Below are 25,876 nucleotides of genomic sequence, written 5' to 3' on the forward strand. Positions count from 1 at the left end.
CAGGGGAGCCTGCGACGCCGGGGCGGGCGCCGCCGTCGTCGACGGCCCCGCGCACTCGTGCGCGGGGCCGTGCGGAGGGAGCCTGCGGGAAGGGGCCAGGCCAGGCAGGGGCGGTCAGGCCAGCCAGGGGCGCCAGACGGCCTCGTTGCGCTCCACCCACTTCTTCGCCGCCTCCTGCGGCGAGAGCTTCTCCTCGGCGATCATCAGGGCCACCTCGTTCTGCTCCGCCGTGGTCCAGCGGAACTTCTTCAGGAACGCGGCGGCCTTGCCACCCGATTCGGCGAAGCGCGTGTTCAGGTACTTCTGCAGCGGCGTGTGCGGGTACGCGCAGGCCACCTTCTCCGGGACGTCGGCGCAGCCCTCGGTGTACTCGGGGAGCTTCACCTCGGTCATCGGGACCCGCTCGAAGAGCCACTGCGGCTTGTACCAGTACGTCAGGAAGGGCTTGCCCTCCTTGGCGAACTGCCTGATCTGGGTGATCTGGGCCGCCTCGGAGCCCGCGAAGACGACCTCGAAGTCGAGCCCCAGGTTCTTCACCAGCGCCTTGTCGTTCGTGACGTACGAGGGCGAGCCGTCCATCAGCTGGCCCTTGCCGCGGCTCTCGGCGGTGCGCAGCTGGTCGGCGTACTTGTCGAGGTTCTTCCAGTCGGTGACGTCCGGGTGGGCCTCGGCGAAGTAGGTGGGGACGAACCAGCCGATGTGGCCCGTCACGCCCAGGTCGCCGCCCCGCGTGATCGTCTTCTTGCCTTCGACGTACCGCTTCTCCTGCTCGGGGTGGCCCCAGTCCTCCATGATCGCGTCGACGCGGCCCTGGCTGAGCGCGTCCCATGCGGGAACCTCGTCGACCTGCACGGTGTCCACGCGGTAGCCCAGCTCGTGTTCGAGGAGATAGGCCGCGACGGCGGTGTTCGCCTGGGCGCCGACCCAGGACTGTACGGAGAGGGTGACGGTCTTCGCGCCTCGCGCGGCGGCGTACGGGGACGTCTGCCGTGTCATGTCGGCCGCTCCGCAGCCGGTGAGCACGGCGAGCCCGGTCGCCGCCGCGAGCAGGGCCGTGCCCCGGCGGCCGGGGCGCCCGCGTCTGCGGCGGCCGGGGTGTCCGGCGTCGCCGGAATCCGCCGGGCTTCCGGCGTGTCCGTCGCGTCGTCCGGGGAAGGGTCGGTTTCGCATCTCAGGCCTCCTTCGCGGGCTGGGTGACGCGGTCGAGCAGCAGGCCGAGGCATACGATCGCGGCGCCGGCCACGAGGCCGGTGGCCAGGTCGCCCTGCGCGAGGCCGAGGACGACGTCGTAGCCGAGCGCACCACCGCCGACCAGACCGCCGATGATGACGACGGCGAGGACCAGGACCACCGCCTGGTTGACGGCGAGCAGCAAGGCGGGCCTGGCAAGCGGCAGCTGGACCTGCCGCAGCTGCTGCGAGCGGGTCGCGCCCAGCGAGCGCGCGGATTCGAGCGCGGCCGGGTCCACCTCGCGCAGGCCCTGCGTGGTGATGCGTACGACCGCCGGCAGGGCGTACACGACGGCGGCAGCCGCGGCCGGAGCCCGGCCCACCCCGAAGAGCGCGACCACAGGGATGAGGTAGACGAACTGCGGCAGGGTCTGGCACACGTCCAGCACGGGGCGCAGCAGACGCTGGGCGCGGTCGCTGCGGGCGGCGCCCACCGCGATCGCGAAGCCCAGTACGAGGGTGACGGCGACGGCCGCGAGGACCTGGGAGAGCGTGTCGAGGGAGGCGTCCCACACACCGAGCACGCCGACGGCGGCGAGGGCGAGGACGGCCGTGAGCGCGGTGCGCCAGGTGCCGACGAGCAGGGCGAGAGCACCGGCGCACAGCAGGAGCAGCCACCAGGGCGCCGCCTGCAGACCGCCGCGCAGGGGGTCGAGGACCCAGCCGGTGAACCGGGCCGCCCAGTCGGCGGTGCCGCCGACGACGGGCACACCGGAGTACAGGTGGGCGGTCATCCAGGCGACCGTCTCGTTCACGGGCGCGGCGATGGGCACCGTCCAGGACGCCGGCCACAGCGAGGTGCCCGCCATCCGGCCGGCGACGGCGACGGCCACCGCCGTGAGGACGGTCAGCAGCCATCCGTACCAGCCGTCGAACACGCGGAGCAGCAGCTGCCGCGGGCCGCGTCCCGGGGCCTCGGTGCCGCCGATCCGCCGGCCGGCCGCGTCGGCGGTGCGGTCGAGGACCACGGCAAGCAGCACGATGGGGATGCCGGCGGCCAGGGCGGCGCCGACGTCCACGGAGGCGAGGGCCTGGTAGACCCGGTCGCCGAGGCCACCCGCGCCGATCACGGAGGCGATCACGGCCATCGAAAGGCCGGTCATGATGGTCTGGTTGACGCCGAGCAGCAGCTGCCGGCGGGCGAGCGGCAGCCGGGCCGTCAGCAGCCGCTGGCGGCCGGTGGCGCCGAGCGAGGCGGCGGCCTCCAGCACTCCCGCGTCGGCCTCGCGCAGGCCGAGGGCGGTGAGGCGGGCCATCGGCGGGGCGGCGTACACCACGGTGGCCAGCACGGCGGCGGGCACGCCGATGCCGAAGACCAGCACCATCGGCAGCAGGTACGCGAAGGCGGGCAGGATCTGCATGGTGTCGAGCACCGGCCGCAGGACGCGGTCGGCGCGCGCGGAGAGCCCGCCGGCGAGACCGAGGAGCCCGCCCACGGCGACGGAGGCGGCGACGGCCACGACCATCAGCGCGAGCGTCTGCATGGTCGGCACCCACATGCCCAGCAGCCCGCACGCGGCGAAGGCGGCGGCACACGTCAGGGCGAGCCGCAGGCCCGCCAGACGCCAGGCCACCAGGGCCGCCAGCGCCGTGACGCCGGTCCAGCCCGCGGCGAGCAGGACGACGTAGACGGCGCGGACCGACACGACCACGGCGTTGCTGATATGGCCGAAGAAGTAGAGGAACAGCGGGTGGCTGTCCCGGTGGTCGATGATCCAGTCGCCGGCCCGGCCGAGCGGCCCCGAGAGGTCGACGGCCAGCGCCGCGGGCCAGCTGCCGGCGCCCGGGAAGACGACGGCGAGCGGGACCAGTACGGCGGCGGCGACGGCGAGCGGCAGGAGCAGTCCGCGGCCGAGGGGGCGTCCGAGCAGGGTCCGGCCGCCGCGCACACGGTCCGCCGGCCGGTCCCCGGCCGCCGCGCGTCTCGCGGCGGCGGTGCGGTCACGGGGAGCCGGGCTCTTCGCCGCGGGCCGGTCCGCGGCGCGGTGCTTCGCGTCGCCGGGGCAGCCGGACGACTGCGGGCCGCCCGGCCGGGAGGGTTCGCGGGCGGGGGCGGTGGTCGCGGTCATCCGCGCCACCCCCCGGTGCCGGGGGTGGCGACGGCGGGCCGGGGCGTGCCGGTCATGCCGCCACCTCCCGTCCGGTCCCCGCCGGGAGCCCGGCCACCACGGCGAGCAGCCCGGCCTCGTCGACGATGCCGAGGCACCGGCCGCGGTCGACGACCCGGGCCGGGCCGCCGCTGCGGACGACGGCCTCGATGGCCTCGGCCACGGTGGTGGAGGGGGTCAGCGCGGGGCCCTGTCCGGCCGCCTCGCCGGTGGCAGGGCGCATCGCACTGCGTACGGTGAGGACCTGTTCGCGCGGGACGTCGCGCACGAAGTCCCGTACGTAGTCGTCGGCCGGGGAACCGACGATCTCCTCGGGCGTGCCCAGCTGCACGATGCGGCCGTCCCGCATCAGCGCGATGCGGTCGCCCAGGCGCAGGGCCTCGGCGAGGTCGTGCGTGATGAAGACCATCGTGCGCCCCTCCTCGTGGTGGAGCCGGGCGACCTCGTCCTGCATCTCGCGCCGGATCAGGGGGTCGAGCGCGCTGAACGGCTCGTCGAACAGCAGTACTTCGGGGTCGGCGGCGAGCGCCCGGGCGAGCCCGACGCGCTGCTGCTGGCCGCCGGAGAGCTGTCCGGGACGGCGCTCCTCCAGCCCGGTGAGGCCGACCTTGTCGACCATCTCGGCGGCCTTTTCCCGGCGTTCGGCGCGGCCGACGCCCTGGATCTCCAGGCCGTAGGCGACGTTGTCCAGGACGCTGCGGTGCGGCAGCAGACCGAAGTGCTGGAAGACCATGGCGGCCCGGTGGCGGCGCAGCGCGCGCAGCCGGCCGGTGTCCATCGCGAGGACGTCCTCGCCGTCGAGGGCGAGGGTTCCGGCCGTGGGCTCGATCAGCCGCGTGAGGCACCGTACGAGGGTGGACTTGCCCGAACCGGACAGACCCATCACGACGAAGACCTCGCCCTTGCGGACGTCGAAGGTGACGTCGCGGACGGCCGCCGTGCAGCCGGTGCGCTGCCGCAGTTCCGCGGCGGGCAGTCCGGCGTGCTCCGAGCCGGGGACCTTCGCCGCCGCGCCCTTGGGGCCGAAGACCTTCCAGAGGCCCTCGACCGCGAAGACGGGCTCCTCGACGGGTGTGGCGGCCGCCTCAGTGGCGGCGGGTGCGGCGTTCATCGGTGACCTCCTTCCAGGGACAGCAGTTCGGCGGCCTTCTCGCCCACCATGAGGACTCCGATCATCGGGTTCACCGCGGTCATCGTCGGGAAGACGGAGGCGTCCGCGATCCGGATCCCGTCGAGGCCGCGCACCCTCAGGTCGGGCCCCACGACGGCGGTGGGATCGTCGGCAGCGCCCATCTTGCAGGTGCCCGCCGGGTGGTAGACGGTGTGGGCGACCGAGCGGGCGTACGCGCTCAGCGCCTCGTCGTCGGTGATCTCCGGCCCCGGGCAGACCTCCCGCTTCAGCCAGCCGGCCAGTGGCTCGGTCGCGGCGATCTCACGGGCCAGCTTGATGCCGTCCACCAGGGTCCGTCCGTCGTAGTCGTCCTCGTCCGTGAAGTACCGGAAGTCCAGGGCGGGTTTGACCTCGGGATCCGCGCTGGTCAGGTAGAGCCGGCCGCGGCTGCGGGGCTTGGGGATGTTGGGGGTCATCGACACACCGTGCGCGGGGCGTTCGTAGCCGATGCGCTCCGGGTTGTCGGTGAAGGGCACCTGGTAGAAGTGGAACATCAGGTCGGGCCCCGGGGAGTCCGGGTCGCGCCGCACGAACAGGCCGGCGTCGCTGTCCATCGCCGAGTTCTCCGGAATCGGGCCGTCGGTCTCCCAGACGATCACCGACTCAGGGTGGTCGAGCAGGTTCTCGCCCACCCCGGGCAGGTCGTGCACCGGCGGGATGCCGAGGGCCTCCAGGTCGGCGCGCGGACCGATACCGGAGTGCAGCAGGAGGCGCGGGGTGTCCACGGCACCCGCGCACACCAGCACCTCACGGCGCGCCGTGACGAGGGACTGCGTGCCGTCCTTGGACCGTACGTGCACGCCGCGCACCCGGGAGCCGTCGAGTTCGAGGCGGTACGCCCAGGTCTCCAGGAAGATGCGGAGGTTGGGGCGGTCGTCCATCACGGGGTGGAGGTAGGCGACCGACGCGGAGGAGCGCTTGTTGTCCTCGGGGTGGTACGCGAGGTCGAAGAACCCGGCGCCCTCGTGGAACGGCTTGCGGTTGAACCCCTCGACGAGCGGCACGCCCAGCGCCGACTGCGCGGCGTCGACGAAGTCGCGGGCGATGGCGTTGCGGTCCTTCTCGGCCACGGGGACGATGTTGTTGAGGAGCTTGTCGAAGTAGGGCTCCATGGCGGCGGCGTGCCAGCCCTCGGCGCCGGCCTGCGACCACTCGTCCCAGTCGGACGGCAGGGGCTTGAACGCGATCAGGGTGTTGTGCGAGGAACAGCCGCCGAGGACGCGGGCGCGGCTGTGCCGGATGTGAGAGTTGCCGCGCGGCTGCTGGGTGGTGGGGTAGTCGTAGTCGAGTTCGCCGCCCAGCAGGCCCATCCAGCGGCGCAGGGTCAGCACGTCGGGCCGGTCGACGTCGCTGGGGCCGCCCTCGATGACGGCGACGGTGACGTCCGGGTCCTCGGTCAGGCGGGAGGCGATGACCGAACCCGCGGTCCCGCCGCCGACGACGACGTAGTCGTACCGGAACTCGTGCTCGTGCGCGTGTTCGTCCGTGTGCGTGTGCGTGGTGATGGGTCTCCTCCTCCTTCAGCCCGCGAACCAGCGCACGGGGCGCGGAGCGAGGTTCTGGTACACGTGCTTGGACTCGCGGTACTCGGCCAGGCCGGCCGGGCCCAGCTCGCGCCCGATGCCCGACTTGCCGAAGCCGCCCCACTCCGCCTGCGGCAGGTAGGGGTGGAAGTCGTTGATCCAGACGGTGCCGTGGCGCAGCCGGCCGGCCACGCGGCGGGCACGGCCCTGGTCGGCGGTCCACACGGCGCCGGCGAGTCCGTACTCGGTGTCGTTGGCGAGCGCGACGGCCTCGTCCTCCGTACGGAACGTCTCGACGGTCAGCACCGGGCCGAAGACCTCCTCCCGCACCACGCGCATCCCCCGGTGGCAGCCGTCCAGGACGGTCGGCCGGTAGAAGTAGCCGGGCCCGTCCGGGCGGCAGCCGCCGGAGCGCAGCACCGCGCCCTCGGCGAGGGCGGAGGCCACGTACTCCTGCGTCCGTGCGAGCTGGGCCGCGGAGACCAGGGGCCCGCACTCGACGCCCGGGTCGGTACCCCGGCCGAGGCGGATCCGGTCGGCCCGGCGGGCGAGTTCGGCGACGAAGCGCTCGGCGACGGTCTCTTCCACGATGAGGCGGGACCCGGCGGAGCAGACCTGGCCGCTGTGCATGAACGCGGCGTTGAGGGCCTGGTCGACGGCCGTGTCGAAGCCTTCGTCGGTGGCGCAGGCGTCGGCGAAGACGACGTTCGGGTTCTTGCCGCCCAGTTCGAGGGCGACCTTCTTGACGGAGTCGGCCGCCGCCCGCATGACCTTCGTCCCGCTGGCGAGGCCACCGGTGAAGGAGACCAGGTCGACGTCGGGGTGGGCGGAAAGACGGGCGCCGACGGGGTCACCGGCTCCCGTCACCAGGTTGGCGACACCGGCGGGCAGGCCGGCCTCGGCCAGCAGGCCGATGAGCTCCACGGTGGACAGCGGGGTGATCTCGCTGGGCTTGAGGACGAACGTGTTGCCCGCGGCCAGCGCCGGGGCGATCTTCCAGCTCGCCTGGAGCAGCGGGTAGTTCCACGGCGTGATCAGCGCGCAGACGCCCACCGGTTCGTGGACGACGACGCTGTGGATGTCGGGGGACCCGGCGTCGACCACGCGCCCCGCGTTCTCGCCGGTGACGAGGTCGGCGAAGTAGCGGAAGGCGTCCGTGACGCAGTCCACGTCCACGCGCCCCTCTTCCAGGGTCTTGCCCGCGTCCCGGCTCTCCACCAGGGCGATGCGCTCGCGGTCGCGCTGGAGCAGGTCGGCGGTGCGGCGCAGCAGGGCGGCACGCTCCGCCACCGGGGTCTGCGGCCACTCGCCGCCGTCGAAGGCGGCCCGGGCGGCGCTGACGGCGGCGTCGGTGTCGGCGGTGCCGCCCTCGGCGACGACGGCGAGGACGCCGGCGTCCGCCGGGTCCAGGACCTCACGAGTGGCTCCTGAGACCGCGGACCGCCACGTTCCTGCGATGTGGATGGTTCTCTGCTCCGACACGACGCGCTGTACCTCCGCTTCCGACACCGCGGCTCACCCGCGGTGCATGTTGCATTCGGCTCCCTTGCCCAGGCACTCGCGGCGCATGCCCCATCCGTCACTGGAAGTGACGGGAGTCACGCCGCGTGAACCCCGGCACCGGTCCCGCGCATGCGGGTGCGTTGCGCCCGCGCGTGACCGGCGGCCCCTGTCGTCCGTCGACTCGCCGTGCGCCTGCTTCCGCACGCCGGCCCCGGCCGGCGACCGCCGCCGGGAAGCCGCCCCCGCCCCTGCCACGCCGCCGGTCCCGGCGCACGAGCGCGTCGCACGAGCGCGTCGCACGAGCGCGGCGCACGAGCGCGGCGCACCCCGAACTCCCGGCCCGCGAGCCGCCGGACGCCGCTCGCTCTAGAAGGCGTGCGGCGTCCAGGGGGCGAGGTCGCTCGTGAAGGCCGTGGAGGCCTGGGCCAGGGCTCCGGGCCTCAGCTCGTGGACCCGCCCCGCCGAGGCCAGTGCGGTGAGCGAGATGCCGCCCAAATAGACGCAGCCCAGATCCCGTACGGACAGCACCAGTTCGGGGTCGGCGCCGGTGCGCGCGCACTCCGCCCCGTCGACGCCCCCGGTGAGCCGCCAACGCCCCTCGTTCCACGGGCAGACGGGGTCCTCGACCTGGAGGACGACCTCGACGGGCGCGCGGTAGGTCCGGGCCCGCAGCGCCGCAGGGACGTCCACCAGCCGGACGAACAGTGCGTCACGCAGCCGGAGCTGGCACCGGCGGACGTCGGAGACGAGGTGCAGCCACACGTCGTCCGCGGGCCGGTTCGGCAGCGAGAGCCGCGACGTCAGGTCGATGGAGAACAGGAACCTCCACAGGGCGGCGTGGGCGGCCGGGTCCAGCGCCTCCAGATCGTCCACCACGACCGTGCCCCGGGGGCCGCCCGCGTCCCATTCCGGCCTGTTGCGGAAACGGGCGTACCCGACGGTCACCCCGTCGCGCTCGGCGAGCACGCACTGCAGCGGAGCTCCGCCCGCCGGCCCGGAGCCGTCCGCCTCGACGACGGCCAGCTGCTCCCAGCCGGGCCGGCGTGCCAGCATCCCGGGCCGCAGCGGCACGCGCTGGGCGTACACGGCCTCGCAGGCGTCGAGTGACGCCACGGGGTCGGCGTACCGGATCCGCACCGTGTCCGTACTGTGCGGTGCGGCGAGTCGGACCCGGTCGGTGTCGATGAGGGCGGAGAGCTGGTAGGCGGCCATGCCGTAGCCGAAACGGCCGTAGATGTCCGGCTCCGAGGCGATCAGGACGGACATGGGCTCGCCCCGCAGGTGCACGTCGTCCAGCTGGCGTCGCATCATCGCGGTGAGCAGGCCGCGCCTGCGGTGCGTGGCCGCGACGCTCACCATCGTGACGCCGGCCGCCGCGACCAGGGCCCCGCCCGGGACCGAGAGCCGGAAGGAGAAGGCTCCGGCCGTGCCCACGCAGTCGTCGCCGGCCCAGGCCCCGAGCGAGCGCTCGGGTTCGGTCAGCGTCCGCCAGAGCTCACGGACGCCGGGAGCCTTGGGTGCTCCGCCGAAGGCGCGCTCCAGGGTGGCGAACCACACGTCCCACTCGCCCGGCCGCAGGGTCCGCAGCTCTGTCCCCGACTCCGCTGTCATGCATCAGCTCTACCAGCGGTTTCCGTCCGCCGGTCACGCGGCGTGGCTGCGTCACCCGCGTGGGTCACCGTGCGCGGGAGGGGCGCGGGCTTGACGCGCCGCGCCCAAACTAATGACACTCCAAGTGCAAGTTATTGGTGTGTCGTCGTGGGGACCCGGAGGGTCGGGAGGCAGTCGTGTCCGTCGTCTACGTGCTCGCGGGCGCCGTCATGGGCGGGGTCTGGGCGCTCGGCTCGGGCACCCCGGCCTGGGAGCACGCACTGCGGGTCCTCGCACTCGTGCTCTGCGCCACAGCGGCGATGGAGCTGCTGCGCCGCCGTCGCGCCCGCCTCGGCCGGCTCCCGGTCGGCCGCCGGCTGTACCGCGGCCTGCTGCTGGGCAAGGTGCTCCTGGTCGCGGCCGCGCTCGCCGTCGACAGTGCGATCGGGCGGTGGATCTCCGAACCCGGCCCGGTCACCGCGGCCGCCCTGTTCGCGGCCGTTGCGTTGGGCGGCCCCGCCCTGCACCGGCGGCTCGCGCAAGAGGCAGGTGGGACGTGAAGGGAGTGAGGGTGTTGGGCGCTGCGTACGGTGCGGTGGTCAGTCGGCAGAGCCTGGACATCGGTGGGCTGCGACGCTCCTTCACCGTGGTCCGCCCCGTCCCGGCGAGGGAGAACGCTCCGGTGGTGCTCGTCTTCCACGGCGCCTACCAGAGCGCCAGGACGCTCCGGCTGGCCACCCGCCGGGCGCTCGACGGTGTCGTGAACACGTCGGGGGCGATCGTCGCCTACCTCGACAGCCACCGGTGGCACTGGAACGACGCCCGCGTGGACACGAGCTTCGCGGCCCGCACGGCGGCCGTGGACGAGGTCTCCTTCACCACCGCCGTCATCGACCGCCTGGGGCGCAGCCATGGCGCCGACGTCTCCCGCGTCCACGCGGTGGGCTTCTCCAATGGCGGGTACCTCGTCTTCCGGCTCCTGCACGAGATCCCCGAACGCCTCGCCGGTGCCGCGGTGATCGCCGCGACCCAGCCGGTGGCGGAGAACTTCGCCCCGCGCACCTCGCGGATCCATCCGCTGCCGACCCTGCTCATCCACGGGACCGGCGACCGGGTCGTGCCGTACGGGGGCGGCAGGGTGACCCTGGGTGGACGGCATTCGGGCGGGACGTGCCTGTCGGCGCGGGAGACGGCGGAGTACTACGCCCGCCGCAACGGAGTGGACGTCGCTGCGGTGTCCGCCATGTCCGCCGTGTCCGCGGTGCCCGCCCCGTCGCCCTGCGGCCGCGGGGTGTACCCGACGGGGATCCGGACGGACCTCGTCGAGTACACCGAGTTCCGGCAGGATCCCCACCCGCCGGTCGTGCTCTGCACCGTTCACGGCGGCGGCCACGCCATCCCCACCGCGGGCAGGACGCTCGGCAGCCTCCTCCGGCAGGACCGCCGCGGCTTCGACTCGGTGCGGGTGATCGGGGACTTCTTCGGCCTCGCCGTCAGACCAGCTCCACCAGGGGGAACGCCCGGTGGCGGCGCGGCGGGGTGAGGAAGTTCTGGCGCCGGGTGGCCGTCAGGAACCGCTCCAGGCCGTTCTCGTCCTCGGGCACGCCGTGCCGGGACGCCAGGTCGAGTGAGGCCTGGTCGGTGCGCATCCGGGCGAAGAACTCGGCGGTCGGGACGAAGGCGGTGAACTCCAGCTTGGGCTGGGCGGATCCGTCGGGCACGTCCATGGAGTCGTACCCCGGCCCGTCCATGCGCAGGTGCAGGGGCTTGCCGTCGGCCCTGCGCGAGGACCTCTGCAGGCACGAGAGGTGTCCCATGCGGTGCTCGCCCTCCGGGGTGCCGGTGCCCCGGGCGCTCGCCTCGGCGTCGCCCGTGCCCCGGAAGGCGTTCGGCAGGAACGCGGGTCCGCCGCCGTCGGTGATCTGGTCGGCGTTGCCGGCCGAAGGCGGCGGCGTGGAGCGGAACATGTACTGCACGCGCTCCGAGAACGCGGCGTCGTCGCCGGGCACCCCGGCGTCGTCCACGTCGTAGAACTGCTTGAGGTCCAGGATGACGTGCGAGAGGTGCTGGACGGCGCCGTGGTCGAAGTAGTCCCCCGGGGCGCACGTGGTGAGCCCGCTCGCCCGGAAGGTGACGTCCGCGGCCGGGGCGCTCCCGTCGACCTGCTGGTCGGCGAACCCCATCCACATCGGCGACCTCGGGTTGACCATGAAGGCGTAGACGAGCGACTCGGCGTCCGCCAGTTTCCGCGGCAGCCCGATCTGCGTGAACATCGCCCGGCTCGACGTGAAGACCAGGAGGTCCTCCAGGTGCGGCGAGGGCTGGGGGCGGCCGGCCAGGATCTGGCTCCCGCCGAGCCAGCGCAGCACATCCTGGATGTGCCCGGCGTCGTCGCTGCGCAGCGTGAGCAGGAGGTCGTTGTCCTCGATGGACACCGGTACGTTCAACCGGCGTTTGACGATCCCGGGGTTGGCGGGGCTGACGTCCGTGGGGCCCGCCACCGCCTCCTCCAGTGCGTAGCGGCCCGTCGCGGACTTCAGGCGGGGCATGTGCGCGGAGACCAGGGGGCCGTGCAGTCCGCCGGGCAGCCGGCTGAAGTACGGCAGCCCGTACGAGACGAACGTGAAGACGCCGGCCGGGCTGAAGGGGTACGCGCGTTCGATCGCGGTCAGGGCTCCGCTCAGCTTGGCCTGGTCCATGCCGGTGGGGGCCCGCAGCAGACGGGCCGTGACGAACAGCGTGTGCACCGGGCCGAACTGCACCTCGACCCCGTCCTCGATGGTCACGGGGGCCGTGAACCGGGCGATGTCGAACTGGATGTCGGGCAGGGCCGGTTCACCGGCCCGATCGCTCGGCGACGAGGCCGAGACCGTCCTCATCGGGACGGTGGAGGACCTTCCGGCCAGTTCCAGGGCGGCGAGCGCCGTGGCCAGCACCCCGCTGTGCAGGAGGCTCCGGCGGGTGAGACCCGCGGGGCCGGCGGAGCCCTGCGGTCGGGGGTTGCGGGCGGGGGCCGGTTCCGGCTCCCGCCGGTCCGATCCGGTTCTGCTCCTGGGGCGTCGGGCGTCGTCCATCACGTCTTCCACTCCTGATCGGGGTTGATCGCGACGCCCCTCCCTCGCGGGGGTGCGGTGCCGTACGGGGGAGGGGCAGCTTGACGCGCTAATTGCACTCGAAGTGCAATCGAGTGGTCACTATAGGCGCATGGGGAGCGCCTGTCAGGTGGATGACGCCCTCCTGAGCCACGGCAGCCCGTTCTCGGGCACGGCCTGCTCCCTCCGAGCGCTCAGCCGTGAAGCGGTGTCGGCGCGGTCCACGGGCGCGGGCCGCCGTCCCGCAGGCGCAGGAGGAAGTCGAGGATGCCCGCGGTTCCGTTGGCGTACTCACAGCCCGCGGCCCGGTCGGCCGTCAGCCGCAGCCCGTCCTGGACGGAGTGCTGCGCGTCGATGATCCCCGCGATCTCCTCCGCGCGGGCACGGTGGCGGTGCTCACCGCGGAGCTCGGCCAGATCCAGCAGGAAATGGCCGGTGCCCGCGTTCCCGCAACAGGCGCCCGGCCCCGCGCGCCAGGGGTCGCTCACCGCGGACCCGGCGGCCTGCTCGGCCAGCCGGGCGAAGCGCTCCTCACCAGTGGCGGCCCACAGCCGAATCAGGAAGGTGCCGATCCCGGCGGGGCCGTTGCACCACTGGGTGGTCGGACGAAGCTGCGGTTCGCCTCCCACCCGGGCCGGCCACGTCGCGTTGCCCCGCTCCACATGAGCCGTCTCGACGAGGGTGGCCCCGGCGCCGAGGGCCGCTTCCAGGAACCGCGCCGCATGCCGGGGCAGCCGGCCGGCCTGCGCCGCGTGCGCGGCCGACAGCAGGAAGGTCCCGACGCCTGCCGTGCCGTGCGCGAACCCGTAGCTGCGCATGCCGGCGAGCTCGGAGTCGGTCGCCTGCGAAGTGGGCCAGATCCACTGGCAGTCACTGCGGTCGACAGCCGCCAGCACGGCGTCGCCACAGGCCAGCGCGGAGGTGAGCAGGGCTACGTCGCCCGTGAGGTGCCACAGGTGCAGCTGCGCGGTACCGGAGCCCGCGAGGCCGTGGGTGAAGTCCGGGCTGTGCCAGCGCACCGGCAGCCGACCGGCGAGGTCGACCGCCCGGGCGGCTGTCCTCGCGTCGCCGAGGAACCGGGCCGCGTCGTACAGGGCCCAGGCCGTGCCGCTGCGGCCGAAGCACAGCCCCGGCAGCAGCCGGGGCGCCGTGAACAGGCGTTCGTCGATCCAGGCCGCCGCCTCGGTCACGGCCTCGCGCAGCGCCCCGTCGCCGTCGGCCCGCGCCGCCCGGGTGAGCGTGGCCAGCACCCCGGCGGCGCCGTTCCACGTGTTGCACGGATCGGTCTGCGGCACGCGCCGTTCGGGGCGGGGCCACAGGGTGTCCCGATGCGGCGTGATCGTGCGCCGGAGGTGGACGAGACCGTCGGCGAGCAGCCGGTCGACGGCGGCCGCCCGGTACAGGGGGGCGGCTGCCGCGACGGCGCCCGCCCCCGCGGCACCGGACGCGCCCGAGGCACCAGACTCGGCCGGGGTGGCGGGCGTGCCGGGGCTGCGGCTCAGTGCGAGGAGGTACTCCTCGGCCTGCCCGAGCGTCCAGCGCTCCTCGGGATCGCTCCGCACCAGAGCGCTGATCAGCTCGCCGAACGGCTCCAGCAGCGGGTGCGCGAGCGCGATCAGGGAGAACAGCCGGGCCGGCTCCCCCTGGGGCCGCACGGCATCGGGCCGGCCGGCCGCCCACCGCGGGTCGAGGTCCGTGACCAGGCAGAACAGCATCACCCCCAGGCTGAACCGGTCCGCCGCCGGGCCGGGCACCGGCACCGGTCGCGCCCCGCCGAGTGCGCCCGCGGCCAGGACCTCGGGCGCGGCGTACCCGATCGTGTAAGCAGGGATGCGCTCCTGGCCCGGCTCGGCCACGTACTCCGTGTCGATCAGCCGCACCGCGCCCTCGGGAGTGATGATGACGTTGTGGGGTTTGAAGTCGCATACGACGAACCCGGCCTGATGGAGCGTCCGCAGCAGGGCGACCAGCCGTCTCGCCGTCGCCACCGCCTCGGACCGGGTGAGCGGAGCCTGCCGGGCGCGTTCCGCCTGCCAGAGGTTCAGCGGGGTTCCCGGCACCAGCTCCTCGGCCAGGAACAGGTCGCCCTGCTCCTCGAAGAGGTCCACCACCGCGGGGGAGACCCCGGTCGGCGCCAACCGCTCCAGCATCCGGGCCTCGTCGCGCAGCCGGTCGCGTACATCGGTCCCGTCGAGCCGGGCGCCGACGTGCGCGCGGGCGTGCTTGACGACCACCTCCGAACCGGTGTGCTCGTCGACGGCCCGGTAGACGCCCCCCTTGTTCGCGTGGCGGATCGCGCGCAGGACCCGGAACCGGCCTCCCAGCAGCACGGACGCGGGCGCCGCCGCGGGCGCCGCCGCGGTGTGGGCCGCCCCCTCCGCCGGGAACGGGTACTCCGCCCAGGGAGGGAGGAAGAATCCGGGCTTCCGCTCGTCCTTGACCACGCTTCCGTCCGGGCCGGTCATACGGTGCTCGAACACGCCGTCGTCGGTCAGGAACCGCTCTCCGCTGAACTCGCCGTACCGGAAGAACACCAGGCTGCCCGGCCGCAGTTGCCGGTCGGAGAGGATGCGCGGGCCCGGCAGGCCGGCGGTCGCCGCATCGAGCTCGGACGCCAGCGTCCGGAACTGGTCGTCGTCGCGCGGGTAGACCGTGATGAACTTTCCGCCACTGCCGCGGTCGGACCAGATGTTCCCGAGCCGTGCGACGCGGTCGAGGTCCGTGGCGAACTTGAACGAGGCCTCGTGGCGAACCAGGACCTCGGCCGAGCGGGCCAGGACCAGGGGTGCGGCCAGGGGGGTGGCCGAGACGTGGAGCTTCCAGCCGTGCGCGCGCGGGGCGGACGCGGGCGGCCGTACGAAGCACCACGCGTCGCCCGGCTGGAACGTCCAGTGCCGGCCGCCGCAGCGGTCGAGTACTGCTCGCGCCACGTCGAGCAGGAGCAGGGCGTCGGCCGGCGCATCGGGTTCCGGGGCTGAGGGGGCGACGCTCACCCTCCCATGGACGCACCGCCCGGACCCCCTGTCGAGCGGGGGCTGAGGCCGCAGCCACTTTCTTGCACTCAAAGTGCAAAGAATCAGTCAAGCGGGGTGTTTGGGTGATTTGGGAGGGTATGGACTCCGTATCGAGTCGTGTTGACCCGAGAAAACCGACGAGAAGGGCCGAGGAAATGGCTGACATCAACGCCCTGGAGCTGCTCCCGCAGGAGCAGGAGGACGAGCAGTCGGAGATGGACTGCACCGCGTGGTCCAGCTGTAGCTTCACGCTCGCAGCCGACGAATGACCGGAGCGCCCGCTCTGACCGCCACCGGATCGGCATCCGGGACATGACGTGCGTGGGTTCCCGCCCTCGGGGGGCGGGAACCCATCGCTGTGTCCGTCGGCGCCGGCGCGGCCGTCAGCAGCTGCGGGCCCGGGCGTCGAAGACCCCGGCGCCGCCCGTCCAGTCGTGGGTCATGACGGAGGGCTGTACGTGCTCGCCGAGGTAGTCGAGCCGTTCGCCGGGTGTGGGGTCGGTCGTGCCGGGCGGTGTCACGCTCTGGGCGCTGGTGGCCGTCAGCAGGTAGTGGCTGCGGCAGTACGCGAGCGGATCGCCGTTCAGCCAGGCGCCGGCGGAGTCGTTGAAGAGGACGAACCACGGTGCGATCGAGGGCTCGTACGCGGAGCGGGTGACCAGCGACCGGGTGGCCGGCCACGCCATCACCTCCGGCAGCCGGCCCGCGGCGGCGCGGTCGCGGACGTGGCGGCCGTACTCCACGTCGGTCGGCACGTTGTCCTCGAAGACCTTGCCCTCGACGGTGCCCGGCCATACGTAGAACAGGAACTTGCCCCGCGCCCGGGCCAGTGTGGGCCAGGCCCCGGCCCGGGCGGCGGTGTCCGCGTCGGTGTACGCGGTACCGGTCAGGTCGCCGGGTGTGAACACCCGGTCGGAGCCGAGCCGGTGCGCGATCAGCCGGTCCAGGTCCTCCGGGGCCATGTCGCCCCGGCCGTAGAATCCCCACTTCATTTCGAGCTTCACGTAGACCGGGTCGTGTCCGGGGTGCGCGTCGCTCCAGCGCCGCATGTCCGTGAGGCAGTCGGCGAGGTCGCCGTTGCGCACCTGCTTGCCGAAGACGTTCTTGCGCGTGCAGTTGCTGTCGCTGGAGACGGGGTTGCTGTGGCTCACGACCCACCCGGACACCGGGTCGGTGTAGACGTCGATTTCCAGGAGCCTCGACCCGGCGTCCAGACCGTCGGTCAGCCGCCCGTACGTGCTCTTCTCGTACGCGTTGTGATTGCCGGAGAAGGTGATCCGGTCGAGCTTCGTGTCCTCGGCGTTCGGGGCCGCGGCCGAGGCCGGCTGTGCACCGCACGTCATCCACGCGGCGAGGAGTACCGCGAGGGCGGGCGGCCCCCAGGTGTGTCGTTTGCTCGGTCTGGACGCCTGAGACGGCATGGGGGCTCCATTCGGGGACGGGTGGATTGGGGTGCGCAGGCCGCGATCGGGCCGGGCGGCGGACCGGCGGTGAGCACCGTAGCCCGGGGCGCGGGGCGCTCAGACGGCGAGATCGAGCCATTCGGGCATGAGGTCGTCCGTGAGGCCCGGCAGAGAGAAAAGGTAAACAATTGGCAAAGTGCGCCCGGGTTCGCGGTGGGTGTCATTGCGCCGCCGGCCCTCATGAAGTGCGCCAACTTCCCCTCGGGGAAGGGGGGTGGCGGGGCGCCCCCGGGTGGCGGCTGACTGCTGCGTCGTTTGGGTTGTTCGTCACGATCTGTATGTGAGTGCCGTATTTGCCTGGTATCTTTGCTGCACTTGAAGTGCAAATATTGAGGCGTCGGTGGCCGCAGGTGCCGCCGACGCTCCCGGGCAGGTGGGCGGAACGAGTGGGGAGTCCACCTGCCGGAGTCGGGGGAGCGGTGCGTCGGTCGGGGGGCCGACGCACCGCGAGCCGCGTTCGGTGCGGCGATCTCCCCTGAACACCCGTTCGGACCATGAGGGAATCCACGACCGGACGACACCCGCGGCACACGATCCGTCCCCGGTGATCCCTCTTACCGCTGGGGTTGGTGGGGTTTCGTTGCCTCCGTCTGATCGAGCGCGCCGGATGAGGCGGCTGTGCGCCGGACTCGCCCTCGGCCTGCTCGCGGTCTGTGTGGCGCTCGTGGCGGCTTCGTCCCGGCTCCGTGCCGTCCGCAGTGCCGGTTCCTGGCGGCCGACCCGAACAACTACCAGCTCGCCGACAAGCCGGCCGACGGGCTCGTCCTCGACAGGATCGCCCTCGAACTTCCTGTTCGCGCGCACCGGCCCCCGTGACTCCGCCCCCTGTTCGCCGACCCGGGTCTCCCGGCAGGCATCGCCGGCACGGACCGGATCGAGGACTGGGGTGCCAGGCTCCGTCAGGGCATGCAGTTCGTGGTGGCCGACCAGCCGGGTGACTGGACGGCCGTCTGGTTCTGCGGCCACAAGGTCTGGTTCCTCAACCCCGGCGGCACCCACACCCGCACCGACGGGAGTCGCCGGCTGATCGTCCGCCCCGAGCCGGGCCGTACGTCCATCCCCGTCTACGGATCGAACTACCCCGAGGCCGGCGCCTACCCTCCCGGACAGACGCCTACTGCACAGGTTCCGCTGGGGGTCTACACGATCCCCGAAGGGCAGTCCTATGTAGCCACCGCCCCGGCCACGCCCCGCCCAGGACTTCTCCACCGACCCGCCCGACACCGTCATCACCGGATCCGACCGGTACATCAGCGTCCAGTTCAACCACAGGCTTGCCTGGCTGAAGTCCCCGGACGTCGAATGGTGCGCCGGTAGTGCGGGCCGCCCAGCTCGATACGTGCACTCGACCCGAGGAGGCGAGAGCCATGACCGACCGGGCCCGCTCAGCGGGCCGCGCGCAGCGGCCACCGTCGACAACGGCACGAGCACCGTGTCCGTGCTGAGGAACGACGGCCACCGGCTCGCACCACCCGTCGCCTACCGCGTGGGACGCCAGTCCCGCTCCGTGACGGCCGCCGACCTGGACGGGAACGGCAACGCCGACCTCATCACGGCCAACCGCGGCGACAACACGGTGTCGGTGCTCGCCGGGAACGGGCGCGGCACCTTCACGCCCGCCGCCACCGCGGCCACCGGCGAGGACCCGACGTCGGTGACCACCGCCGACCTGGACGGCGACGGCAGACCCGAGATCGTCACCGCCGACCGCTCCGCCGACTCCGCCTCGGTCGTACGCATCGGCAGCTGACACACCGGTGGCCCACCGGACGCGCCCCGGCGCGAAGGAGGGCCGCGGCGCGCCCCGTACTGCGGATGCGCCGCGGCCCCCGTTCCGGCGAGGAGATCGGCCTCGCGGGCCCGTGCTACGGCCGGTGGGGCCGGCCAGGGCCGTCCGGACGGCCCTCGCCGTCGGGCCGGCCTTCCTCGCCCCGAGGATCCTTGGATTCCTTGGACGGCTTGGATTCCTTCGGGTCCTGGGGCCCCTTGGGTCCCTCGCCGTTGTGGTCCTTCGGCCCCTTGCCGGGCTTCGTCCCCTCGTGGGAGGGGTCGTCCGAGGAGAAGGAGGGAAGGACCGTGATCCGGGTCTGCTGCCAGATCTGCGTGCGGTGGCCGGCGAGTTCGAGCTGGTACTCCCCGTAGATGCGGGGACGGGTGTTGCGGTCCGGCACGGTGACGTTGCCCGAGACGTTGCCGTCGTCATCTGCGAGCAGGATGGCCAGCGTGACGATTTCCCGGCCGGTCCGGAGGGTCAGGTCCTCGTCCAGTCCGCGGGCGGCCCGGAGCGGCTCCTCGCGGCCCTGGGGGACGAGGCGTACGTACACCTCCTCGCCGGCGCCGAATCCCGTGGCCGAGACGGAGAAGGTCTCTCCGTGGGTCACCACGCGGTGGTCGATGGTGACGGTCGAGTCGGCGACCGGGTTGGCGGTGACCGGGTTGGCGGCGAACGGGGACGCCGCCGCGGCCGTGGTGGCCGGAACCGCGCACAGGACGGCGGCCCCGGCTACCAGGCCGACGAGCCAACGAGGGTTTCTGGGCATCGTCAACGATTCTCCTTCGGGAGAGGGCGGATTCGCGCCGAGCGTGAGGGCGTCGGCCCGGCCATCCGTAGACCCGGGGGGCGCTGGCCAAACGGGCGCGCCGCCGGGGTCCGCTGGAAGGCGGTGTCAGGCCACTCGATCGGTGCACAAGAGCCGGGAGTTCCGGCGGCGCCCCCGGTACGTCCGGCGCCGCACCGGCGAAGGCCGCGCGGCGCATGTCGTGCGCCCGCTCACGCTCAGCGGGCGCGTGTGGACTGGATGGGATTGCGCGTGCGTGCGTCGCGCCATGCCGGTCCGGCTCCCTCCGGGCCCGTCGCGCGGGGGGCCGGGAGGGAGCCGTTCAGGGACCGGGGGTCCGTCGGGGCGCGGGAGGCCCACAGCTAACCCGGGACCTCAGCGAACCCGGGACCTCAGCTCGTGGTGCCGATGAAGGTCGCGTAAAGGGATCCGTTTCCTTGGTTGTTGGCGTTGCTGATGGCGGGCACGTCCTGCACCGTCACCGTGTCCGCGGCGGCGAAACTGCCACCGCCGCCACCGCCGCCGCCCGTGATGGCCTCACCGCCACCGCCGCCGCCACCGCCGCCGCCCCAGCCGCCACCGCCGCCGCCACCACCGCCGTAGTTGGTGTTGTTCGTGCGCCACTCGCCCTCGCCGCCCTGGCCTGCGTTCTTGAGGGCGAGCGAATTGTTGTTCGTCCACGATGCGCCGGCGTTGGGGCCGTTGGAGGTGTGGGTGGGGCCGCCGAGTCCGCCGACGCCGTCCTGGCCGGCGGTACCCGACTTGCTGTCCACGCCGGAGCCGCCGCGGCCGCCGTCGCCGCCGTCGCCGTTCGCCGCACCCGAGCCGCCCCCGCCGGTCCGCGTCACGACGGCACCGGTCGTGGACGTACCGTCCTGTCCCTGGGCTCCGTTCGAGATGACCTGTCCCGACACGGCGGTTCCGCCGTCTCCCCCGTATCCGCCGTCACCGTTGGCGTTGCCCTGGCCGCCTCCGCCGCCACCGCCGGCGTCGGCCAGCAGGTTGGTCGTCGTGCAGCCGGAAACCCCGGAGATGCACGGGGTGTTGGAGGTGAGGTCGACACCCGACACCAGGGTGGAGGCACCGCCCCGGCCGCCGGCCTGGGCGGCGCCGCCCTCCTTGCCCAGGTAGTAGTAGAGGGTGGAGCCGAACGACGCCTGGTAAGAGGCCAGCGTCGTCACGGTCTGGGCCTTGCCGCCGTGGCCGCCGTGGCCGCCGTTGTAGGCGCCGCCGCCGTTGGTGCCCTCGTGACCGGCTCCGCCGAAGGCGGTGAGGACCACCGGGGTGGAGGTGGACAACGCGGTGGTCGTGGCGCTCTGAGCAGCCGTCAGCAATGCCGCGGTGTCGTACTGGGACAGGCCGTCCGGCATCAGACAGGACACCACACCCGTCTGGATCTCGCTGCAGGAGATGGCCGTGGTCGTCGCAGCCGCGGGCGGCACCGACAGCGCCAGGAGCGATGTCACACAGACACCGAAGCCGAGTACCTTGGCGGCGCCGCCTTTTGATGTGGACATGGGGTCCTTTCGGGAGGGGGTTGACGAAGGTGCCTCAGGGGGCGCACTGGGCCACGGCCGAGATGGTGGCGTTTTCCGAGAGGGACGTGTTCCGTGCGGTGACGACCCAGGTGTTGGGAGTCGCTCCGCGGGAGTTCAGCAGGATCTGGACGCCGGGACGGTTCATCAGGAACCCGCCGCTGACCAGGGTTCCTCCGGAGGCGCAGGTCGCGAAGACCGTGCCTTCCTCACCCGGGACGAGCGTCATCGGCTCGCCGATGACCTCCGAGGTCGAGGTGGGTCCGGCGGGCCCGGTGAGCCCCGTCGCCCCCGTGAGCCCCGTCGCTCCGGTGAGTCCCGCGGGCCCGGTGAGTCCGGTAGGACCGGTGACGCCTGCGGGCCCGGTGAGTCCGGCAGGGCCCGTCAGTCCGATGGGACCGGTGACGCCGGCAGGTCCGGTGACGCCGGCAGGCCCGGTGACGCCGGCAGGCCCGGTGAGTCCGGCAGGGCCCGTCAGTCCGATGGGACCGGTGACGCCGGCAGGGCCTGTGAGTCCGGCAGGGCCCGTGAGCCCTGCGGGACCGGTCACACCGGGCGGTCCGGTCACACCGGCCGGTCCGGTGGGACCGGTCGGGCCCGTGGGGCCGACCTGCCCGTTCGAACCCCCGTCGTGGTGTTTCGGAGGCTTGGGGCGCTGCGGAGGCGGCCCCTTCGGGCCGCAGTCCCACGGGGTCCAGCACTTCTCGGGCCCGGGCCGGTCCGGGGGATCGGCCGACACCACCGCCCTCGGAGGGGCGGCGGCCGCCACCGTCGAGACTGCCGCTCCGCCCACCACGAGGGCCAGCGACGCTACGGCGCCACCGGCGATCCAGATCTGCCGGCGGGGCAACGGCCCGAACCTGCGATGCGGTTCTGGAGAAAGGTTCATCTGCGTATTCCTGCCTTCTGACGGCGTCGCCGCCGATCAATGGATCCACCGGCGATCGCTTGCGCACCGGAGGCACGCGCCACTGGCTGTCGCACAACGGGGTCGGACGGAATGCCCTTCGAGGGGCAGCTCAGAGCCGGGCCGACCCGAACCCGGCCAAGCCATGGGTTGACGGGCCCGGCCGACACCAAACGGGCGGACGCCGGCGTTAGGCGGAAGGGAGCATCCGCTTCGCTGGTTCGTGGCAACTGCTGCCGCCGGGTCGGAGATCAGGTACGCAAACGGGGACTCCGAGTACTTGTGGGCGCAGACCGGCGCCTGATCCGAAGGGATGCTTCATGCCTCATCCACGTGGCCTGGCCCGAGCGCTCGGCGTCAGCATCTGCCTGGGTTCGTCTCTGGTCCTGTCGTGTCCCAGCGCGTCGGCGACGACGACCGTGGTGTCCTGCAGCGAGATCCAGACCGGAGTCGTCTCCTGCCTGCTCCCGGACGGGCTGTCCCAGTACGCCCTGAGCCAATTGCTGTCCGACGCCCAGGCACAGACCCAGACCTCGCTGACCACGGCCACCCCGATGGTCGTCACCGCGTTCGGCGGCGCCGGGCGGTACGGCAGCAACGGCGGCGGGCTCTACCGCGGCGGCGACGGCGGGCTCGGCGGCAAGGCCCAGACCGTCACCTCGATCGACGCCTTCACCGGCAGCTACGGCGCGAACCTCTTCTACTACGTCGGCAAGTGGGGGGCCACGTCGAGCGGAGGCCGCGGCGGTGCCTCGACCCTCGTCTCCGGGGTCGACCTGACCACGACGCAGCCGTGCATCAGCGGGTTCGGCAGCTGCACCACCACCAACCTGCTGCTGGACGCCGGTGGCGGCGGTGGCGGCGGCGAGGGGAACGCGGACGGCGACGGAGGCGCCGGCGGGAACGGCGGTACCGCCGTCTCGGGCCAGATCATCAGCGCGGGCGCCGGCGGCAAGTCCGGCGACAGCACCACAGGTACGGTGCGCACGGCCGCCGGCGGTGACGGCGGCCAGAACGGCGAAGGCGGTGGCGGCGGCCGCGGCGGCGGCGGCGTGGACAGCGTCCGGGGGACCGATGGCCAGGACGGCATCGGTGGTCTCGGCGGCCCCACCCACACCTCCAAGGGTCCCAACGCCGGCGCTTCGTGGACCAACAACAGCTCGCTCTCCTTCGGCAACGCCGGCCAGGGTGGCGAGGGCGAGTTCCGCACGAACGGAACGAACTACGGCAGTGGCGGTGGCGGTGGCGGCGGCTGGGGCGGTGGCGGCGGCGGTGGCGGCGGCGGTGAGGCCGTCAGCGGCGGTGGTGGTGGCGGTGGCGGCAGCTTCGCCGCCGGCAACGCGGCCACCGTCGAGAACGTGCCGAGCATCAGCAACGGCAATTCCGGCTACGACGGCACCGTGTACGTCACCTTCGTCGGCAGCACCGACTGAGACGAGGTCCGGCATCCGGTACGGCGGGGGGCGGTTCGCCGCCCCCTGTTGTGCCGCGGCGTCGCTCTCCCGCACCACCGCGTCCTGGAAAGCCGATGACCCGTCTGTATGACATATCCGAAGCCCGCGCCGTGGCGTGGTGTGAATTCCGGTCCACCCGGCTATCCATAGTCGCGGTCAGCAGCGGCGCGGCCGCTCACGATCCGATCCCGAGTGCAGTCCCACGACCACAGGCACGAAAGGCACCATGATGAGACGGCACAGGACGACCTCACGACGGCTGCGCACCGTGACCGCCCTCGCCCTGACGAGCCTGGCCGCCACAGCCGTATCCGCTGTCCCGGCCTCCGCAGACGTGACACTGACCTGCTCCACCACCGACCTGATCAACGCGATCAACGATGCGAACGCGGGGACGGGTGACCCCGTCATCAACCTCGATCCGTACTGCGTCTACGAGGTCACCGCGGCCGTGTCCGGCGATGACGGACTTCCCGCGATCACGCTCACCACCGGCATCACCATCAACGGTTTCAACGCAACCATCAAGCGCACCGGCGCGACCGGGTACCGCCTGTTCGACGTGGCCAACCAGGGGAAACTCACCCTCAACGACCTCACCGTCATGAATGGAGCGCCTTCCGCCGCGACCGGAGGCGGAGGCGTGCTGGTCCAGAGCGGCGGGACCCTCGTCGGTGACAACCTGACCCTCGAAGGCAACACGGCCAACATCGGCGGGGGTATGAGGAGCCGGACGTCGTCCTCCCTCACGCTCACCGACAGCCACATCGAGGACAACCGCACCACGGGCGGCGCGAGCATCGGCGGCGGCCTCGCCGTCGAAGGCGCCGCGACGGTCACGGACACGGCCCTCACCGGAAACCGGGCCCGGCTCGGAGGAGCTCTGTACCACGCGGCCGGCATCATGAACTTCACGGGCGGGAGCGCCAAGTTCAACACCTCCTTCGACGAGGGGGGCGCGGTGCGCAGCGAGGCCGGCACCCTGACGATGGACGGGACGACCATCGCCGACAACCGGTCCGCGACCGGGGGGCTGGCACAGTCGGGCGGCGGTGGCCTGGATATCACCGGCGGCACGACCAACCTGAACAACTCAACGGTCACCGGCAACAAGGTGACCGGCTCGGGCAGCGGCGACGACGGCGGTGGCGGCATCCTGCAGACCGGCGGCACCGTGAACCTGCAGAACACCCAGGTCACCAACAACCAGGTGATCGCTGACGGCGCGATCGGCGGCGGCATCAGCCTCGTGGGCGGAACCTTGAACGTCACTGACGGCTCGACGGTGTCGCGCAACCTCGTCTCCGGCCGCAACGCCCACGGCGGCGGTATCGACTCCCGCGTCCTGTTCAGCACTCCCAACATCACCGTGACCGACTCGTCCGTCGACATGAACACGGCGGCCGGCACGGGCTCGTTCGCCGCCGGCATCTACAACTCCGGCGGCACGTACACCCTGACCAACGCCTCGGTGAGCAACAACTCGGCACCGCAGGCCACCGGCCCCGGTGGCATCTGGACCAGCGTCGCGATCACGGCGGTCACCGGCAGCACGTTCGTGAACAACACGCCGACCAACTGCCTGCGCAGTCCGGCGCCCGTGAGCACCTGCACCGGCTGAACCACCGCCGCGGCGCCGTGGTCGGCCCCTGCCGACCACGGCGTCCGCGAAGGGGAGGAACATGTGGGAACGATGCTTGCCGCGAGGCTGACCACCGGTGGAGGCGGCTTCGCCGTCGAAGAGGTGCCGGTACCCGTACCGGGCCCCGGGCAGGTCCTCGTACAGGTGCGCGCGGCCGGCGTCTGCCTGTCGGACGTGCACCTCATCCAGGGCATGCTGAAGCCGCAGCCCCTCGCGGGCGACAAGGTGACGCTCGGGCACGAGGTGGCCGGGGTGGTCCGCGCCCTGGGTGACGGCGTCACGAGCGTCGGCGCCGGGGACCACGTCGTCCTCCAGGGTGGTGAGCTCCGCGAGGGAGTCCGCGGCACCCGGGGAGTCAACTTCGACGGCGGCTGGGCCGAGTACGCTCTGGCCGCCGCCGCCGCGGTGGTGCAGCTTCCCCCGGGGATCCCCTTCGAGCAGGCGTGCATCGTCCCCGATGCCGTCTCCACACCATGGGCGGCGATCACCTCCAGCGCCGCGGTGCGGCCCGCGGAGGCGGTGGCCGTCTGGGGCGTCGGCGGCCTCGGCGCGCACGCCGTGCAGCTGCTCCGCATGGTGGGGGCCTGCCCGATCGTCGCCGTGGACCCGCTCACCGCCGCGCGCGAGCGGGCCCTGCACCTGGGCGCCGACGCAGCCCTCGACCCCGCCGACCCGGATTTCGGCGCCGCCCTGCGCGCCGTCGCCGGAACAGCGGGCATCACCGCGGCCCTGGACTTCGCTGGCGTCCCGGCCGCGCGGGAACAGGCCCTGGCAAGTCTCGCCGAGCGGGGCCGGCTCGTACTCGTCGGCCTCACCGACCAGCCGTTCACGATCAAGGACAACGCCTGGTTCTGCCGGTTCCGCCAGCAGGTGATCGGCCACTACGGCTCGCGGCCCGAGGACCTGACCGACCTGGTGGCCCTGGTGGGACGACGGCGCCTGGACCTCTCCGGCTCGGTCAGCGGGATCTTCCCCCTGGCCGACGCCGCACGCGCAGTGGAGGCACTGGAACGCAAGGAGGGGAACCCGATCCGGCTGATCCTCAAGCCCTAGGCCCTGTCGTCAAACTGCCGTCTGCCCCGCGACG

At 72.9% G+C, this 25,876-nt stretch carries 18 protein-coding genes; 6 read left to right on the plus strand and 12 right to left on the minus strand.

Features of this window, described 5'->3' with window-relative positions; translation table 11 throughout:
* Positions 1–114: 114 nt before the first annotated feature.
* The 6 genes from ACIPK4_RS15280 to ACIPK4_RS15305 all read right to left on the minus strand — a co-directional run bounded on the left by ACIPK4_RS15280 (position 115) and on the right by ACIPK4_RS15305 (position 9,145).
* A complete protein-coding gene (locus ACIPK4_RS15280; protein WP_376202087.1) occupies positions 115–996 on the minus strand; it encodes an ABC transporter substrate-binding protein in 882 nt (293 codons plus the stop codon).
* 175 nt (positions 997–1,171) lie between these two features.
* On the minus strand, positions 1,172–3,298 hold the full coding sequence (locus tag ACIPK4_RS15285; RefSeq protein ID WP_402312879.1) for an ABC transporter permease subunit: 2,127 nt from the start codon (positions 3,296–3,298) through the stop codon (positions 1,172–1,174).
* A 52-nt stretch (positions 3,299–3,350) separates the two neighbouring features.
* A complete protein-coding gene (locus tag ACIPK4_RS15290; protein WP_402312880.1) occupies positions 3,351–4,448 on the minus strand; it encodes a glycine betaine/L-proline ABC transporter ATP-binding protein in 1,098 nt (365 codons plus the stop codon).
* Entirely contained in the window at positions 4,445–6,013 is a 1,569-nt protein-coding gene (locus ACIPK4_RS15295; RefSeq protein WP_402312974.1) for a GMC family oxidoreductase, read from the minus strand. Before ACIPK4_RS15295 ends, ACIPK4_RS15290 begins: the two co-directional genes overlap by 4 nt.
* A 15-nt stretch (positions 6,014–6,028) precedes the next feature.
* The gene (locus tag ACIPK4_RS15300) at positions 6,029–7,513 is read right to left on the minus strand and encodes an aldehyde dehydrogenase family protein (protein WP_402312882.1); all 1,485 of its coding nucleotides are present in this window, start codon (positions 7,511–7,513) and stop codon (positions 6,029–6,031) included.
* A 387-nt stretch (positions 7,514–7,900) separates the two neighbouring features.
* Positions 7,901–9,145, minus strand: coding sequence for a GNAT family N-acetyltransferase (locus ACIPK4_RS15305; RefSeq protein WP_402312884.1), 1,245 nt, complete (start codon positions 9,143–9,145; stop codon positions 7,901–7,903).
* 176 nt (positions 9,146–9,321) lie between these two features.
* On the opposite strand from ACIPK4_RS15305, the gene ACIPK4_RS15310 reads away from it, so the two are divergent.
* Positions 9,322–9,684, plus strand: a complete 363-nt coding sequence (locus ACIPK4_RS15310) for a hypothetical protein (RefSeq protein ID WP_402312886.1) — start codon at positions 9,322–9,324, stop codon at positions 9,682–9,684.
* 11 nt (positions 9,685–9,695) lie between these two features.
* Entirely contained in the window at positions 9,696–10,667 is a 972-nt protein-coding gene (locus tag ACIPK4_RS15315) for an alpha/beta hydrolase family esterase (RefSeq protein ID WP_402312887.1), read from the plus strand.
* On the opposite strand, the gene ACIPK4_RS15320 is transcribed toward ACIPK4_RS15315, so the two are convergent.
* The 3 genes from ACIPK4_RS15320 to ACIPK4_RS15330 form a co-directional block, all read right to left on the minus strand.
* Complete coding sequence (locus ACIPK4_RS15320) at positions 10,618–12,198, minus strand: hypothetical protein (protein ID WP_402312888.1); 1,581 nt, start codon at positions 12,196–12,198, stop codon at positions 10,618–10,620. The two genes, ACIPK4_RS15315 and ACIPK4_RS15320, sit on opposite strands and share 50 nt — an antisense overlap.
* Before the next feature lie 212 nt (positions 12,199–12,410).
* Positions 12,411–15,209 (minus strand): class IV lanthionine synthetase LanL, encoded by a 2,799-nt coding sequence (lanL, locus tag ACIPK4_RS15325; RefSeq protein WP_402312889.1) that lies wholly within the window; start codon positions 15,207–15,209, stop codon positions 12,411–12,413.
* Between the two features lie 404 nt (positions 15,210–15,613).
* Positions 15,614–16,651, minus strand: coding sequence for a Ca2+-dependent phosphoinositide-specific phospholipase C (locus tag ACIPK4_RS15330; protein WP_402312892.1), 1,038 nt, complete (start codon positions 16,649–16,651; stop codon positions 15,614–15,616).
* 1,480 nt (positions 16,652–18,131) lie between these two features.
* Here ACIPK4_RS15330 and ACIPK4_RS15335 point away from each other — a divergent pair.
* Positions 18,132–18,443: an FG-GAP repeat domain-containing protein gene (locus ACIPK4_RS15335; protein WP_402312895.1), complete on the plus strand. Its 312-nt coding sequence runs from the start codon at positions 18,132–18,134 to the stop codon at positions 18,441–18,443.
* 115 nt (positions 18,444–18,558) lie between these two features.
* On the opposite strand, the gene ACIPK4_RS15340 is transcribed toward ACIPK4_RS15335, so the two are convergent.
* The 3 genes from ACIPK4_RS15340 to ACIPK4_RS15350 form a co-directional block, all read right to left on the minus strand.
* Positions 18,559–19,233, minus strand: coding sequence for a hypothetical protein (locus ACIPK4_RS15340; protein WP_402312897.1), 675 nt, complete (start codon positions 19,231–19,233; stop codon positions 18,559–18,561).
* 410 nt (positions 19,234–19,643) lie between these two features.
* The gene (locus tag ACIPK4_RS15345) at positions 19,644–20,768 is read right to left on the minus strand and encodes a hypothetical protein (protein WP_402312900.1); all 1,125 of its coding nucleotides are present in this window, start codon (positions 20,766–20,768) and stop codon (positions 19,644–19,646) included.
* A gap of 34 nt (positions 20,769–20,802) precedes the next feature.
* Positions 20,803–21,015 carry a hypothetical protein gene (locus tag ACIPK4_RS15350; RefSeq protein WP_402312902.1) on the minus strand — a complete coding sequence of 71 codons (213 nt, stop codon included), beginning with the start codon at positions 21,013–21,015 and terminating at the stop codon, positions 20,803–20,805.
* Between the two features lie 998 nt (positions 21,016–22,013).
* Between ACIPK4_RS15350 and ACIPK4_RS15355 the strand changes: the two genes are divergently transcribed.
* From ACIPK4_RS15355 to ACIPK4_RS15365, 3 genes are all read left to right on the plus strand, one after another.
* Positions 22,014–23,126 (plus strand): hypothetical protein, encoded by a 1,113-nt coding sequence (locus ACIPK4_RS15355; protein ID WP_402312905.1) that lies wholly within the window; start codon positions 22,014–22,016, stop codon positions 23,124–23,126.
* 247 nt (positions 23,127–23,373) lie between these two features.
* Positions 23,374–24,768, plus strand: a complete 1,395-nt coding sequence (locus tag ACIPK4_RS15360; RefSeq protein ID WP_402312907.1) for a hypothetical protein — start codon at positions 23,374–23,376, stop codon at positions 24,766–24,768.
* Between the two features lie 63 nt (positions 24,769–24,831).
* Positions 24,832–25,842: a zinc-binding dehydrogenase gene (locus ACIPK4_RS15365; protein WP_402312909.1), complete on the plus strand. Its 1,011-nt coding sequence runs from the start codon at positions 24,832–24,834 to the stop codon at positions 25,840–25,842.
* The last annotated feature ends 34 nt before the right edge of the window (positions 25,843–25,876 follow it).

This window comes from Streptomyces sp. NPDC086989 (assembly GCF_044745505.1).
Taxonomy (GTDB): Bacteria; Actinomycetota; Actinomycetes; order Streptomycetales; family Streptomycetaceae; genus Streptomyces.

Excerpts from the sequence above, each read along its gene's own strand:
- ACIPK4_RS15280 (WP_376202087.1), bottom strand. The coding sequence starts at position 996 with ATGACACGGCAGACGTCCCCGTACGCCGCCGCGCGAGGCGCGAAGACC.
- ACIPK4_RS15285 (WP_402312879.1), bottom strand. The coding sequence starts at position 3,298 with ATGACCGCGACCACCGCCCCCGCCCGCGAACCCTCCCGGCCGGGCGGC.
- ACIPK4_RS15290 (WP_402312880.1), bottom strand. The coding sequence starts at position 4,448 with ATGAACGCCGCACCCGCCGCCACTGAGGCGGCCGCCACACCCGTCGAG.
- ACIPK4_RS15305 (WP_402312884.1), bottom strand. The coding sequence starts at position 9,145 with ATGACAGCGGAGTCGGGGACAGAGCTGCGGACCCTGCGGCCGGGCGAG.
- ACIPK4_RS15320 (WP_402312888.1), bottom strand. The coding sequence starts at position 12,198 with ATGGACGACGCCCGACGCCCCAGGAGCAGAACCGGATCGGACCGGCGG.
- ACIPK4_RS15330 (WP_402312892.1), bottom strand. The coding sequence starts at position 16,651 with ATGCCGTCTCAGGCGTCCAGACCGAGCAAACGACACACCTGGGGGCCG.
- ACIPK4_RS15340 (WP_402312897.1), bottom strand. The coding sequence starts at position 19,233 with ATGCCCAGAAACCCTCGTTGGCTCGTCGGCCTGGTAGCCGGGGCCGCC.
- ACIPK4_RS15345 (WP_402312900.1), bottom strand. The coding sequence starts at position 20,768 with ATGTCCACATCAAAAGGCGGCGCCGCCAAGGTACTCGGCTTCGGTGTC.
- ACIPK4_RS15350 (WP_402312902.1), bottom strand. The coding sequence starts at position 21,015 with ATGACGCTCGTCCCGGGTGAGGAAGGCACGGTCTTCGCGACCTGCGCC.
- ACIPK4_RS15355 (WP_402312905.1), top strand. The coding sequence starts at position 22,014 with ATGCCTCATCCACGTGGCCTGGCCCGAGCGCTCGGCGTCAGCATCTGC.
- ACIPK4_RS15360 (WP_402312907.1), top strand. The coding sequence starts at position 23,374 with ATGATGAGACGGCACAGGACGACCTCACGACGGCTGCGCACCGTGACC.